At 64.5% G+C, this 13680-nt stretch carries 12 protein-coding genes; 5 read left to right on the forward strand and 7 right to left on the reverse strand.

Annotation, left to right across the window (positions count from 1 at the left end; all coding sequences use genetic code 11):
* Nucleotides 1-3 precede the first annotated feature (3 nt).
* The 6 genes from eutA to EN845_RS14130 form a co-directional block, all read right to left on the reverse strand.
* Nucleotides 4-783, reverse strand: a complete 780-nt coding sequence (gene eutA / locus EN845_RS14105) for an ectoine utilization protein EutA (protein ID WP_127870506.1) — start codon at nucleotides 781-783, stop codon at nucleotides 4-6.
* Between the two features lie 3 nt (nucleotides 784-786).
* Nucleotides 787-1446 (reverse strand): ectoine/hydroxyectoine ABC transporter permease subunit EhuD, encoded by a 660-nt coding sequence (gene ehuD, locus EN845_RS14110; protein WP_127870505.1) that lies wholly within the window; start codon nucleotides 1444-1446, stop codon nucleotides 787-789.
* 34 nt (nucleotides 1447-1480) lie between these two features.
* Nucleotides 1481-2140 (reverse strand): ectoine/hydroxyectoine ABC transporter permease subunit EhuC, encoded by a 660-nt coding sequence (ehuC, locus tag EN845_RS14115; protein ID WP_127870504.1) that lies wholly within the window; start codon nucleotides 2138-2140, stop codon nucleotides 1481-1483.
* A gap of 166 nt (nucleotides 2141-2306) precedes the next feature.
* The gene (gene ehuB, locus EN845_RS14120) at nucleotides 2307-3158 is read right to left on the reverse strand and encodes an ectoine/hydroxyectoine ABC transporter substrate-binding protein EhuB (RefSeq protein WP_127870503.1); all 852 of its coding nucleotides are present in this window, start codon (nucleotides 3156-3158) and stop codon (nucleotides 2307-2309) included.
* Nucleotides 3159-3223: 65 nt separating this feature from the next.
* Nucleotides 3224-4015 (reverse strand): ectoine/hydroxyectoine ABC transporter ATP-binding protein EhuA, encoded by a 792-nt coding sequence (gene ehuA, locus EN845_RS14125; protein ID WP_135907108.1) that lies wholly within the window; start codon nucleotides 4013-4015, stop codon nucleotides 3224-3226.
* Between the two features lie 179 nt (nucleotides 4016-4194).
* Nucleotides 4195-5580, reverse strand: coding sequence for a PLP-dependent aminotransferase family protein (locus tag EN845_RS14130; RefSeq protein WP_127870502.1), 1386 nt, complete (start codon nucleotides 5578-5580; stop codon nucleotides 4195-4197).
* A gap of 83 nt (nucleotides 5581-5663) precedes the next feature.
* Here EN845_RS14130 and EN845_RS14135 point away from each other — a divergent pair, with 83 nt between their 5' ends.
* The 5 genes from EN845_RS14135 to hutH all read left to right on the forward strand — a co-directional run bounded on the left by EN845_RS14135 (nucleotide 5664) and on the right by hutH (nucleotide 11940).
* Nucleotides 5664-6155, forward strand: a complete 492-nt coding sequence (locus EN845_RS14135) for an Lrp/AsnC family transcriptional regulator (protein WP_127870501.1) — start codon at nucleotides 5664-5666, stop codon at nucleotides 6153-6155.
* Nucleotides 6156-6284: 129 nt separating this feature from the next.
* Nucleotides 6285-7778, forward strand: a complete 1494-nt coding sequence (locus EN845_RS14140; RefSeq protein WP_127870500.1) for an NAD-dependent succinate-semialdehyde dehydrogenase — start codon at nucleotides 6285-6287, stop codon at nucleotides 7776-7778.
* A 30-nt stretch (nucleotides 7779-7808) separates the two neighbouring features.
* A complete protein-coding gene (locus tag EN845_RS14145; protein WP_127870499.1) occupies nucleotides 7809-9188 on the forward strand; it encodes an aspartate aminotransferase family protein in 1380 nt (459 codons plus the stop codon).
* Between the two features lie 9 nt (nucleotides 9189-9197).
* On the forward strand, nucleotides 9198-10301 hold the full coding sequence (locus tag EN845_RS14150) for an alcohol dehydrogenase family protein (protein WP_127870498.1): 1104 nt from the start codon (nucleotides 9198-9200) through the stop codon (nucleotides 10299-10301).
* A 142-nt stretch (nucleotides 10302-10443) separates the two neighbouring features.
* Entirely contained in the window at nucleotides 10444-11940 is a 1497-nt protein-coding gene (gene hutH, locus EN845_RS14155; protein ID WP_127870497.1) for a histidine ammonia-lyase, read from the forward strand.
* A 10-nt stretch (nucleotides 11941-11950) separates the two neighbouring features.
* Here hutH and EN845_RS14160 read toward each other — a convergent pair whose 3' ends face one another.
* Nucleotides 11951-13609 (reverse strand): 2-hydroxyacid dehydrogenase, encoded by a 1659-nt coding sequence (locus EN845_RS14160; protein ID WP_245511739.1) that lies wholly within the window; start codon nucleotides 13607-13609, stop codon nucleotides 11951-11953.
* Nucleotides 13610-13680: the final 71 nt, after the last annotated feature.

A 13680-nucleotide genomic window follows, 5' to 3' on the forward strand; every position in this document is an offset into this window, starting at 1 on the left:
TCGTCAGCCGCACGGCAAGGGCAGCGTCATCAGACTGCCGAATTCGGGATGGGCTGTCTCATCGCTGCAAAGGCGCAGACAGTACCAGGCGGTCGCCTGGTTGCTGGTCACCACCGGGCGGCCGATCGCCTGTTCCATGCCGGTGACCGCGAGCGCAGCGCGCAGCGCCGTGCAGGACACGAACAGCGCATCGGCCTGCGGATGCATTGCCTGGCGTGCGAGGTCGACAAGCGCTGCCGGGGCAATGCGCGCCATCTCGCGGTCATCCTCGAAGCCGAGACAGGTAAAGCCTAGGATGTCGAAGCCGCGTTCGGCGAAATAGGTCGCCATCGGCCTGGCGGTTTCCATGGTGTAGGGCGTGAGGATGCTGATCCAGCGCACGCCGAACGCGTTCAGCCCGCGCACGCCGGCCATTGTTGGCGTGACGACGGGCACGCCTGGCTTGGCGGCCTGGATCGCCGTCTCGATCTCGGCATCGCCAATCACCACCGAGGCCGACGTGCAAGAATAGCAGACGGCGTCGAGCGGCTCGTCAGGCAGGATCAAGGCCGCGCCCGCCGTCAGCGCCGGCTGCATCTTGCGCAAGTTCTCAGGCGTCGTCGGATTGGCATAGGGGATGCGCGCGACATAGACGCCAATCCGTTCGCTCGCCACCATGCGGCGAAAATCCGGCTCGGTCGTATGGTCCGTGGCAAGGATGATGAGGCCGACGCGCCGCTCCAGCGGACGCTCATCGAGCGCTGGCCGGTTGGGCACAAGCTTGATCTGCGGCAAGGGCTTCATCTTTTATCTTTCGATCTTGCCGTAACGGCGTTCCAGCCAGCGCAGCAGCACGACCGAGATCAGGCTGATGGCGAGGAAGAAGGCGCCGACAAGCGTGATCGGCTCAAGGTAGCGATAATAGGTGTTGGCGACGCTTTTTGCCTGGTTCATCAGTTCCAGCACGGTGATCGCCGAGAGCAGCGGCGTCTCCTTGAACATGGCGATGAAGTAGTTGGCCAATGCCGGGATCATCGGCGGAATGGCCTGCGGGATGATGATGTGGGACCAGGTCTGCCGGGCGCTGAGATTGCACGCCTTGGCGGCTTCCCACTGGCCACGCGGCACATTGTCGATGCCGGCGCGGTAGACCTCCGCCGTGTAGGTGCCGTAATGCAGCCCGAGCCCGATGACGCCGGCGACCAGCGGCGGCAGCAGGATGCCGATGTCGGGCAGCACATAGAAGATGAAATAGAGCTGCACCAGGAGCGGTGTGCCGCGGATGAATTCGGCCACCCAGCCGACAGTGCGCGACACCGCCTTGTTGGGCGAGCGGCGCGCCAGCGCGATGCCCAAGCCGACGATCGCCGCCAGCACCGAACCGAGCAACGTCGCCAGGATGGTGATCTTCACCCCCTGGATCAACGTCGGCAGGATCTGCCGGACAAAATCCCAATCCCAATCCATCAGCGGACCCAATTCATCAGGAATGCGCTGGCCATCAGACGCGCACTCCGTCGAGGCCGCGCGCCATGCGGCGTTCCAGCGAGCGCACACCCCACGAGATGAGCAACGCCAGGATGAAATAGATGACGAGAATGGTGGTGAATGGCACCATAGTGTTGCCGGTCTGGGCGCGCACCACCTGCGCCTGGAAGGTCAGGTCGGCGAGCGAGATCAGCGAGACGACCGATGTCGCCTTGAGCAGCTCGATCGCATTGTTGCCGAAGGTCGGCAGCATCACCAGAAACGCTTGCGGCAGGATGACATGGCGCATGCCTTGCCAGCGGCCCAGATTGAGCGCGATGCAGGCCTCATGCTGTTCGCCGCCGATCGATTGCACGGCGCCGCGCACCACCTCCGCGGCATAGGCGCCGACATTCAAGCCCAGCGCCAAGACGCCGGCCTGCAGCGGGGTCAGCTCGAAACCCACCAGCGGCAACACGAAATAGGCGAAAAACAGCTGCACGAAGATCGAGGTGCCACGGAAGAATTCGATATAGGCCGTTGCCAGGGCCCGCAGCACGAAGAAGCGCGATAGGCGCCCCATGCCAGCGAGAAAGGCCATGATCAGGGCAAGCACCGACCCCATCAGCGTCAGCTCGATGGTGACAAGCGCTCCCTGCAATATCAGGCCGAAATAGCCGGACCACTGGGTCATCTGGGTTCCAACGTTGGCGGTTAGCTTCCTTCTCCCCGTTCAACGGGGAGAAGATGCCGACAGGCAGATGAGGGGCAGTGCCAGCGTAAGCAAAGCTTGTGCTGCCCCTCATCCGGCCCTTCGGGCCACCTTCTCCCCGTTCACGGGGAGAAGGAAAAAGGAAGCGCTACTTCGCGGCGCAGAGCTTGTCGCGTGTGGTCGACATCGCCGCCGCCGCGGAGAAACCGTAGGGCTCGATGATCTTGGCGAACTCGCCCGACTTCTTCATCTTGGCGAGTTCGACGTCGAAGGCGTCGCGCATCGCCTCGTCGCCCTTCTTGAAGGCGGCGCCGTCGCAATAGACCGGCGCACCCTGCACCGGGGCGATGACTTCGAGGTTCGGATCGGCGGCCTTCTTCATCAGATCATTGATCGAGAGCACGGGCAGCGAATAGGCGTCGATACGGCCGTCCTGCACCATCTTCAGGCCGCTCTGGCCGTCCGGCACGACGATGACACGTTCACGCGGCACGCCGGCGTTGAGCGCCAGCTTCTCCTCGGTGCCGCCGCCCGGCGCGCCTATGGTGGCGGACGTGTCCTTGGCGACATCCTCGTAGCTCTTGAAGCCTTTCGGATTGCCTTTCTTCACCAGCATCGCCTCGGCGTCGCACAGAACCGGCTCCGAATAGGCAACCGCCGCGCAGCGCTCCGGCTTCATGAACAGGCCGGCGGTGACGACGTCGAAGCGGCCGGCCTGCAAGCCGGGGATCATGGCGCCGTATTCCGAGATCGAGGCGACGACGTCGGCGACGCCAAGCCGCTTGAAGATTTCGCGCGCCACATCGGGCGCGGCACCCGAAACCTTGCCGTCGGCGGCGACCGCCGTATAGGGCGGCTCATTGGCGATGGCGAGGCGGGCGAAGCCCTGCGACTTTAGCTGCTCGAGCTTCTTGTCCGCGGCCGAGCCTACGCTCGATGTCGCGAGCACCGCCGCAATTGCAAGGCCGGCGACGCCAGCCAAAATGCCAAGTTTCTTCATTGTTCCCAACTCCTTGTTTCTCTTCTTGGTTTGCCTGTGGGCGGTTCGCACGCCCCGCATGGCGGTCAGACACGGTGTCCGGCCGCGATGATCTTCTTCAGGAACCCTTGCGTGCGTTCCTGCTTGGGATTGCGGAAAATCTCGTCGGGCTTGCCTTCCTCGACTATTCGGCCGCGATCGAAGAACAGCACCCGGTCGGCGAAGTCGTGGGCGAAACCCATCTCGTGGGTGACCAGCAGCATGGTCATGTCTGTCTCGGCGCAGAGCCGCCACAAGACGTTGAGCACTTCCTCGACCAGTTCCGGGTCGAGTGCCGATGTCACCTCGTCGAACAGCATGATCTTCGGCTGCAAAGCGAGCGCGCGGGCGATCGCCACGCGCTGCTTCTGGCCGCCTGATAGCTTCGCCGGCATCGCCTTGGCCTTGTCGGCCATGCCGACCATGTCGAGCAGTTCCATCGCGCGTTTTTCGGCGGCGGCGCGCGGTGTGCCCTTGGTCAGCATCGGGGCCAGCGTCACATTGTCGATGACGCTCTTGTGCGGAAACAGGTTGAACAGCTGGAAGACCATGCCGGTCTTCTGGCGCATTTTTGCCAGATGCCGCTCGTCGGCCGGCAGCAGCTGGCCGTTGCGCTCCATGTGGTAGAGCTGCTCGCCGTCGATCTGGATGTGGCCGCCGTCGATGCGCTCCAGCGTCATCAGGATGCGCAGGATCGTGGTCTTGCCCGAGCCAGAGGGGCCGATCAGCGCCAGCTTCTCGCGCGGCATGACCTGCATGGACAAGCCGTCCAGCACCTTGAAGGCGCCGAAGCTCTTCGAGATGGCGTCGACCTTGATGATGGGCGCGGTTGCGGACAAATGAATTTCCCCGTGCTGGAGAAGCCTGTGCCCTTAACGATGGGGAACACGCCAAATCATGTCAATTGGTAAAATAATATCATGACAATTATTCTGATTGCGCACATTTTCCGGTCAATCGCAGCTGGCTTTTTGGGCACCGTTGCCCCAGAACCACCTGGCGATAGTGATTGGCGCGCTCAGATTGCGAGCAGCAGATGCTCCGGATCGCCAAGCAAGAGCTTGGTGACAACGCCGAGACCGGCGCGCAGTTCCCCTTCGGTGGTCGAACCCAGCGAGATGCGCACTGCCGGATGCCAGGGCGCATCCGATATGCGGAACGAGGTGCCCGGGGCTATGGCCACGCCTTGCAACCGAGCTTGGGCGACAAAGCTCTCCTCGGAACGGTCGGCCGGCAGTTGCAGCCAGATATGCAATCCGTCGCGACGGGCACGGTAGTCGACGCCGGCCAGTACCTCGCCAGCGATATCCTGCCGGCGACGCAACGCCGCGCGCTGCCAGCGCACCAGCTCCATCGCGGTGCCGTCGGTTACCCATTTGGTGGCGATCTCGGCCACCATTGGTGTCGCCATCCAGTTCGAGACGAGATGCCGGTTGGCGACGGCCGCAACGTAACGGTCGGGCGCGGCGAGATAACCTATGCGCAGGCCGGGCACGGTGATCTTGGTGAAGGAGGTGACGTAGAGCGTCCGCTCCGGCGCGAAAGCAGCGACCGGCGGCGGTCGATCCTCGACCAGGGGACCGAGCACATCGTTCTCGATGATGGCGATGTCATGCTTGCGCGCCACCGCCGCGATCTGCTCACGGCGCGCCCCATCCATGAGCGTTGCCGTGGGATTGATCACCGAAGGCTGCACGAATACGGCGCGGATATCGGACAGCCGGCAGGCCTCGTCCAGCGCTTCCGGAATCAGGCCGTTTTCGTCGATCGGCAGGCCTTCGAGGTTGAAACCGAGATAGCGGGCGAGCGGCACCAGCGTGTGATGGCCTATCGCCTCGGTGGCAACGGTGGAGCCCGGTGGCGCGACGCTCATCAGCGCCACCGTCATGCCGGCGGTGGCGCCATTGGTCAGGCTGATGTTCTGCGCGGAGGCTTCGAGGCCGCACAGTTTCAGCCATTCGACCGCCACGGCGCGGTGGCGCGGGAACACCATGTTTGGCCGGAACGACAGTGCCGAACTCGACGGCAGGTTTTCGGCAAGCCAGCCCAGCGCCTGCTTCATCCGCTCCAGGTGCATCGGCTCGCAGACCGGTTTCAGGATCGAGAGGTCGATGACCTCACCGAGGCGCTCGGGCAGATAGGGCGGGTCCGGCTCGCGGCGCTGTGTCTGGACGAAGCTGCCGCGCCCGATCTCGCCCGAAATCAGGCCGCGGCGGATCAATTCCTCATAGGCCCGGCTGACCGTTTGCACCGAGAGCTTGAGATCGTCCGCCAGCCGGCGATGCGTCGGCAGCCTCGCGCCATTGGCCAGGCGTCCGTCATGGATGGCGCGCGCGAACTGGTCGGCCAATGATTGATAGGCTGGCCGGCGGATAAGCGCGGGATCGGGTTGCCACAATGTCATGACTTATTAGAGATCGAAATCAGTGCAATTGACAATCGAAATAATGCGCCCTCATGGTAGGATGGACGAAAAAGTGGGCGCTGATGACTGCTGCGAAACTCGACCCGATCGATCTCAAAATCCTCGACGCCATCCAGCGTGACGGACGCATCACCAAGCTGGCGCTGGCCGAGCAGGTCGGGCTGTCGCCGACGCCGTGCTGGATGCGGCTGCGCAAGCTGGAAAAAGCCGGCATCGTCTCGGGCTATCACGCCCGCATCGCCATGCGCGTCGTGGCGCCTGTCGCCACAGTGCTGATGGAGGTGACGCTGGCCAGCCACCGTCAGGCCGATTTCGACCGCTTCGAGCGCGTCATCCGCGATATCCCCGAGATCGTCGCCTGCTGGTCGGTGGGTGGCGGCGTTGACTATGTGCTGAAGGTGATGGCGCGCGACATCGACGCCTATCAGCGGCTGGTCGACGGCTTGCTCGATCGCGAGATCGGCATCGACCGCTACTTCACCTACATCGTCATCAAGACGGTGAAGGATGATATCGCTCTGCCCATTGCGGACCTGTTGCCGGCATCGGCATAGCGCCGGAGAAACGGGCTGCCCTCACGGCGCAATAGAGAGATTCTCTCTCTGATCAGGCGCCCAAACAGCCTCTCTGTCTGCCGGTGAAGGATAGTCTCCTCGCATCAAACCGACCGGGAGGCTTCGACCATGTCCGCGCATTTCGCCCGCTCGCATCGCCACGAAGCGCTCGACCGGCTCGCCGACCGCCGGCTGCTGCGCGAACTCGCTTACGTCGACGGCCATTGGACGGCGAGCGATGCGGCCGAGAGTTTCGAGGTCACCGATCCGGCGACCGGCACCACCGTCGCCTTCGTCGCAGCACTCGACAGCCGTCAGACGACAAAGGCCATTGACGCCGCGGCGCGCGCCTTTCCGGCCTGGCGGACGCTGTTGCCGCAGGAGCGCTCGAAAATCCTGCGAAAATGGTTCGAGCTGATCATCGCCGCCAAGGCTGATCTGGCTCTGCTGATGACGCTTGAGCAGGGCAAGCCGGTCAAAGAGTCGCTCGGCGAAATCGACTACGCCGCCTCCTTCATCGAATGGTATGCCGAGGAAGCGAAGCGCCTCAACGCCGAGAGCGTCACCAGCCATCTGCCGAACGCGGAAATGATGGTGCGGCGCGAACCGCTCGGTGTCGTCGGCGTGGTCACGCCGTGGAATTTTCCGTCGGCCATGTTGACCCGCAAGGCGGCGGCGGCGCTTGCCGCCGGCTGCACCATCGTCGCGCATCCCTCCTCGGAGACGCCACTTTCGGCGCTGGCGCTGGCCGAACTCGGCGAGCGCGCCGGGTTGCCGGCCGGCGTCTTCAACATCGTCACAGGCAAGGCCGCGACGATCGTTGGACGCATGTGCGAAGATCCGCGCGTGCGGGCCATGAGTTTTACGGGCTCGACCGAGATCGGCCGGCTGATCGCCGCGCAAAGTGCGCCGACGATGAAGCGGCTGGTCATGGAACTCGGCGGCCACGCGCCGCTGATCGTCTTTGCCGATGCCGATATCGACAAAGCGGTGACCATTGCCGTCGACGCCAAATTCGCCACATCAGGCCAGGATTGCCTGGCCGCCAACCGCATCTATGTCCAGCGTCCGCTCTACGACCGCTTCTGCGCCGCATTTGCCAAGCGCATAGACGCGCTGCGGACCGGCAATGGCCTCGGCGATGACATCGACATCGGGCCGCTAATGCATGAGCGTGCTGTCAAGAAGGTCGAAGAGCAGGTCGCTGACGCCATGGCTCTTGGCGCGCGCTGCCTTGCCGGCTGCAAGCGGCATCAGGCCGGGCCGCTGTTCTACCAGCCGACACTGCTCGCCGACGTCGCCGACGAAGCGCTGATCATGCGCGAGGAGACCTTTGGTCCGGTCGCCGCCGTCACATCCTTCGACGACGAGGACGAGGTGATCGCCCGCGCCAATGCGACCGAATATGGCCTCGTCGCCTATGTCGTGACCGAGAATGGCGCGCGTCAGCAGCGCATGGGTCGCGCGCTCGACTACGGCATGGTCGCCATCAACCGTGTGAAGATCACCGGCGCGCCGATCCCCTTCGGCGGCGTCAAGCAGTCCGGCATCGGCCGCGAAGGCTCGCGCCACGGCTTGGAGGCCTTCACTGATCTCAAATATCTATGCCTCGACGTGGCTTAGGCCACCCTGGAATTTTCAAGGAGTAAAAGAATGCTCGATCAGTCCAACGAACTCGCCGCCTGGGATCGCGACCATTTCTTCCATCCCTCGACCCACATGGGCACGCACGCTCGCGGTGAATCGCCGACAAGGATCATGGCCGGCGGCGAAGGCGTCACCGTCTGGGACAACAACGGCAGGAAGAGCATCGATGCCTTCGCCGGCCTCTATTGCGTCAATGTCGGCTATGGCCGCCAGAAGATCGCTGACGCCATCGCCACGCAGGCAAAGAACCTCGCCTATTACCACGCCTATGTCGGGCACGGCACCGAGGCCTCGATCACATTGGCGAAGATGATCATCGACCGCGCGCCGAAGGGCATGTCGAGGGTCTATTTCGGCCTGTCCGGTTCGGATGCCAACGAAACCAACATCAAGCTGATCTGGTACTACAACAATGTGCTGGGCCGGCCGGAGAAGAAGAAGATCATCTCGCGCTGGCGCGGCTATCACGGCTCGGGCGTGATGACGGGATCGCTGACGGGGCTGGACCTCTTCCACAATGCCTTCGACCTGCCCCGCGCGCCGATCCTGCACACCGAGGCGCCCTATTATTTCCGCCGCGCCGACCGCTCGATGAGCGAGGAACAGTTCTCGCAGCATTGCGCCGACAAGCTGGAGGAGATGATCCTCGCCGAAGGGCCTGAAACCGTCGCCGCCTTCATCGGCGAGCCAATCCTCGGCACTGGCGGCATCGTGCCGCCGCCTGCCGGCTATTGGGAGAAAATCCAGGCGGTGCTGAAAAAGTACGACGTGCTGCTGGTCGCCGACGAAGTGGTGACGGGCTTCGGCCGGTTGGGCACCATGTTCGGCTCCGACCATTACGGCATCAAGCCCGACCTGATCACCATCGCCAAGGGCCTGACCTCGGCCTACGCGCCGCTATCGGGCGTCATCGTCGCCGACAAGATGTGGCAGGTTCTGGTGCAGGGTTCCGACAAGCTCGGCTCGCTTGGCCATGGCTGGACCTATTCGGCGCATCCGATCTGCGTCGCAGCCGGCGTCGCCAATCTCGAGCTAATCGATGAGATGGACCTGGTGCGGAATGCCGGCGAGACCGGCGCTTATTTCCGTGCCGAACTGGCCAAGGCCGTCGGCGGCCACAAACACGTCGGCGAGGTGCGCGGCGACGGTATGCTGGCGGCGGTGGAATTCGTCAGGGATCGCGACGACCGTGTCTTCTTCGATCCTTCGCTCAAGATCGGACCGCAGGTCGCCACGGCCCTTGCCGCCAGCGGCGTCATCGGCCGCGCCATGCCGCAGGGCGACATACTTGGCTTCGCGCCGCCGCTGTGCCTGACCCGCGAGGAGGCCGACATCGTGGTGGCCAAGACCGCCGATGCCGTGAACAGCGTATTCGCCAATCTCTGAGACCGACCCATGAATGCCATGACCAAAACCCTCCCCGCCACCATGGCCGCCGTGCTGCTCACCGGGCATGGCGGACCTGAAAAACTCGTCTACCGCACCGATGTCAAAGTGCCTGCCCCCGCTTCAGGTGAAGTGCTCATAAGGGTCAGCGCTTGCGGGATGAACAACACCGATGTCTGGGTGCGCCAGGGCGCCTATGGTACCGAGGAGGATGCGGGCGCGGTGTCGACCTGGCGAAGGCAGGGCAATACGCTGACCTTCCCGCGCATCCAGGGCACCGACACTGTCGGCACCATCGCCGCCGTCGGCGAAGGTGTATCACCGGACCGTATCGGCGAACGGGTGATGGTCGATTTCTCCATCTACAACCGCGACGACGATTCACTCGCCGACATCGACTATATGGGCCACGGCCGCGATGGCGGTTATGCCGAGTATCAGGCCGTGCCAGCCGACAACGCGCATGTCGTCGACACGGAGATGAGCGACGTCGAACTCGCCACCTTCTGCTGCGCTTATCTCACCGGCGAACAGATGCTGGAACGCGCCGGCTTGAAGGCTGGCGAGCGCGTGCTGGTCACCGGCGCCTCGGGCGGCGTCGGTTCCGGCATCGTGCAACTGGCGCGGGCGCGTGGCGCCATTCCCTATGCGGTCGCCGGCAAGGGCAAGGAACAGGCCGTACTCGACATCGGCGCCGAGGCGGTCATCACCCGTGGCGTCGCGGACCTGCCGCAAGCCGTGACCGAAGCGACCGGCGGCCAGCCGATCGACGTGGTCGCCGATCTCGTCGGCGGCGCGATCTTCAACGACCTGCTGCGCATCCTGCGACCCGAGGGCCGCTATACCACGGCCGGCGCGATTGCAGGCCCGGTCGTCCAGCTCGACCTCAGGACCATGTATCTCAAGCAGCTGCAACTGCATGGTTCGAGCCAGGGCACGCGTGCCGATTTCCGTCGCATCGTTCGCTACATCGAGGGGGGCAGGATCAGACCGTTGGTCGGTGGCGTCTACAAGCTCTCCGATTTCCACCACGCGCAGGCCGATTTCGTCGCAAAGGATTTTGTCGGCAAGCTGGTGGTGGTGCCGGACGCTGTCGCAGAGCGATCGGCGTAATCGCAAAATCCTGGTCCCTTCGCCTGCCTTCTCATCGCTGCCATAATGGGAATGGCTTGCAGTCCAGCCGGCATGCCGCCACAAATGGTGACGCCCGCCGCGCCGCTGGTCCGGGCCTCTGGTCACGGGATACAGGCGAGACATGACAGCCCGAATGATACTGCTCGACGCCAAGCCGCTTGGCGCGGCTGACGTCGCCGAGATCTCGCGGCGCAATGCGCGGCTGATGCTGGGCGAGGAGGCGATGCGGCGCATCCGGGCGAGCCGCGCGCTGATCGAGCACCTCACCGGGCTCGGCAAGCCGATGTACGGCGTCACGACAGGCCTCGGCGCCTGTGTCGACACGCCGCTCGCGCAGGCCGATCTCATCGCCTTCCAGCACAGCGTGCCGCTCAGCCACAGCATGGGCATCGGCCCTGCCCTTCCGACCGAGGCGGTGCGGGCGCTGATGACCGCGCGCATTTCGGGCATGGCCGCCGGCGGCACCGGCACTTCCGAACGCGTGGTGATGGGCCTTGTGGCGGCGCTCAACGCCGGCGTCCATCCGGTGATCCCCACCTGGGGATCGATCGGCGCGGCGGACCTTGCCCATCTTGGCCACATGGCGCGAGCGCTGCGCGGCGACGGCGAGACGGAGTTCCAAGGCAGGATCATGCCGTCGGGCGAGGCGCTGGCGCTGGCCGGGCTCGAACCGCTTGACCTGCGCGAGAAGGACGGCCACGCCATCATCGTCGCCAACAGCCTGTCGACGGGCACCGCGTGCCTGTGTCTCGAGGATGTCGCGCATCTCATCGATTGGGCGCTGGCCGCGGTGGCGCTCAACTATGAGGCGTTCCGTTCTTCGCTGACCGCGATCGACGAGGATGCCCTGGCCGCGCGGCCGGCTTTCGGCCAGCGCGAGATCGGCGCACGGCTGCGCGCGGAACTCGCGGGAAGCGGCCTGTGGAAGGACAGAGCGGCGCGGCGGCTTCAGGATCCGCTTAGCTATCGCTGTGTGCCGCAAGTCTGGGGCGGCCTGCTCAACGCGTTCGAACAGGCGAAGCTCGCGACGGAGATCGAACTCACCCATTCCGGCGACAACCCGGTGATCCTGCCCGAAGACGAACGCGTCGTCTCGAACGGCAATTTCGACCTCACTGCCATGACGCTGGCCTGGGAACAGCTCGGCCAGGCGCTCGCGCATTGCGCGGTGGGCACCGCCAACCGCTGCATGAAGCTGATGTCGCCGACAATTGCCGAGCTGCCGCGCTTCCTGTCGGCCAGGGGCGGCAGCCGCCAGGGCTATGCGGAACTGCAGAAGCCGCTCGCCGCGCTGGAAGCCGAAATCCGGCATCTCGCCAATCCGATGTCGCTCAGCCCGCTGGCCGTGTCGGACGGCATCGAGGACCAGTCGTCGATGGCGCCGCGCGTGGTGGCCAAGACCGCCGAGATCGTCGACCGCCTGCGCTATCTCGTTGCGATGGAACTGATCTTCGCGGCGACGGGCGTGGAGTTGCGCGGCGTCGTCGACAGCATGGGCGAAGGACCCCAGCGCACCTTTGCTGCGGTGCGTGCGCTCGTCAGCCCGCTCGACGACGATCGTGAGATGAGCGCCGACATGACGCGGGTCGCCCGTATGGTGGCCGGTCCCCGGGACTGAGAACTCCGGACTATTTCTGAAAAGGTCCCCTCAGATTGAGGTTCTCGGCCAGAAGGCAGAAGCGGTCGATCAACCGGACAAGCTCGTCGCCCTGTTCGACGACAATCGCGCCTCGCTCTGCAGACGGGGTATCGGAGAGAGCCTTCCACAGACGGCCTTGCCGATCGCAGAGATCCGCCAATTCGGCGCAGTCGCTGGAGGTCAGTTTCAAAAGGTGGTCCGCCGTCACAGGTCCAATGCCTGGAGGCGTGGTGGCGCCAAGGGAAAGGTAGCCTTGCGGCACTGTGCCTTTCGCATTCGTTACCGATTTGCGGCAGATGACATCGAATATCTGGTCGACAGCCTGCTTGGCGCCTGCGACGCGCGACGGATGGTCCGTATCGGCGGCAGCGTGCGGCAGGAGCTCAAGCCTGGCGCCATGCTTCTCGACGAGGCCGAGATAAGGCAGCATCGGCCCGGACAGGCGGCCAGTCGAGGCATCCCTGAACAGATCGGCATCGATGGCGGCGTGGCGTAGCCGGCCTGTATTCAGAGCTCCATCAAGAGCCTCGATGTCGACAAGTTCACCGCGATCGTAGTTGACCAGCACCGCGCCCTTGTTCATGCGGGACAAGACGTCCGCGCCAATGAGCCCGGCATTGGCGTAGCGCCCGGTCTGCGCATCCTGCTTGCCCAGGCCAACGTGAACGCTGAGCACATCGGCGCCTCCGGCCGCCTCGACAAGGTCCGCGGCAAAGGCAAAGCCCTCGGCTTCTATCCAGTCGCGGTGCCGTGGCCGCGCGTGGATCACCACGCGCATGCCGAAGGCGCGGGCAAGCTTGGCCACCTCGCGGCCGATATTGCCGTAGCCGATGATCGCGATGGTCTTGCCTTCGAGCTTTTCGGTGGGGAAATCGCGCAGGTCCCTGCCGGTGTCGAAAGCACCACGCGCCACACGGCTATGAAGCGTGTCGACCGGGAGATCCGGCAGCACTTTCAGGATCGCCTTCATCACCATCTGCGCCGTGGCCCGGCTGTTGATGCCCGGCGTGTTCATCAGCACCGCGGTGCCGCCCTCGCCACTGCCGCCACCCCAGGAGCGCGAGCCCATATTGCCGGTGCCGGCGCCGATGCGCACGCCCGCGAGCGGAAAGACGGTTTCGGCGGGCAGGAAGGTCGCGGCGGCAATGACGGCATCATAGCGTCCGTCGCTGGCGGCTTCGATCAGCTCTTCGTGAGTGCTGAGATCCGGCTGGTAGAAGAAATGAACGCGCCCGCGTTCGAGAGCGGCCTTGTCGCCAAGGGCGGCCGCATGAAAGCGGCCGCCCTTGGCTTCGATATGGGCCCGCACCTCCGAAGGGTCCGGTTTTCCGTCAGCGTCGAAGCGCAGGCCGATCAGATCGCAGACCAGGACGGCGTAGGCGCGTTGCGGATCGATCGACTCAACGGCGTGTGTGTCTGTGGTCGCGGTCACGTCGTTCCCCTCATGCAGGACGGAAGGCCCGCGGGTAGAGCAGGCGCTGAACACTCCGACCCTATCCGCCCGGAACGGCGTGAGATCGATCACCGGCGGCAGACCAGCAGCGAGTTGCGACACGATCTTGCCGGTGACCGCGCCGCCGATCAGGCCCTGATGGCCATGGCCGAGAAGGCACGCGGCACCCCTTTCAGGTACAGTGCGATGTGCCATTGGCCCCTTGTACGGGCAAGCTGGACGCGCGTAAAATCCGGCTATCTGATTGAGTCTGCTACATTCGTTCG

Origin of the sequence: Mesorhizobium sp. M8A.F.Ca.ET.202.01.1.1 (assembly GCF_004791595.1) — a bacterium.
Lineage (GTDB): Bacteria > Pseudomonadota > Alphaproteobacteria > Rhizobiales > Rhizobiaceae > Mesorhizobium.

Coding starts and splice junctions, on each gene's coding strand:
- eutA (WP_127870506.1), bottom strand. CDS start 783: ATGAAGCCCTTGCCGCAGATCAAGCTTGTGCCCAACCGGCCAGCGCTC.
- ehuD (WP_127870505.1), bottom strand. CDS start 1,446: ATGGATTGGGATTGGGATTTTGTCCGGCAGATCCTGCCGACGTTGATC.
- ehuC (WP_127870504.1), bottom strand. CDS start 2,140: ATGACCCAGTGGTCCGGCTATTTCGGCCTGATATTGCAGGGAGCGCTT.
- ehuB (WP_127870503.1), bottom strand. CDS start 3,158: ATGAAGAAACTTGGCATTTTGGCTGGCGTCGCCGGCCTTGCAATTGCG.
- EN845_RS14130 (WP_127870502.1), bottom strand. CDS start 5,580: ATGACATTGTGGCAACCCGATCCCGCGCTTATCCGCCGGCCAGCCTAT.
- EN845_RS14135 (WP_127870501.1), top strand. CDS start 5,664: ATGACTGCTGCGAAACTCGACCCGATCGATCTCAAAATCCTCGACGCC.
- EN845_RS14140 (WP_127870500.1), top strand. CDS start 6,285: ATGTCCGCGCATTTCGCCCGCTCGCATCGCCACGAAGCGCTCGACCGG.
- EN845_RS14145 (WP_127870499.1), top strand. CDS start 7,809: ATGCTCGATCAGTCCAACGAACTCGCCGCCTGGGATCGCGACCATTTC.
- EN845_RS14150 (WP_127870498.1), top strand. CDS start 9,198: ATGAATGCCATGACCAAAACCCTCCCCGCCACCATGGCCGCCGTGCTG.
- hutH (WP_127870497.1), top strand. CDS start 10,444: ATGACAGCCCGAATGATACTGCTCGACGCCAAGCCGCTTGGCGCGGCT.
- EN845_RS14160 (WP_245511739.1), bottom strand. CDS start 13,609: ATGGCACATCGCACTGTACCTGAAAGGGGTGCCGCGTGCCTTCTCGGC.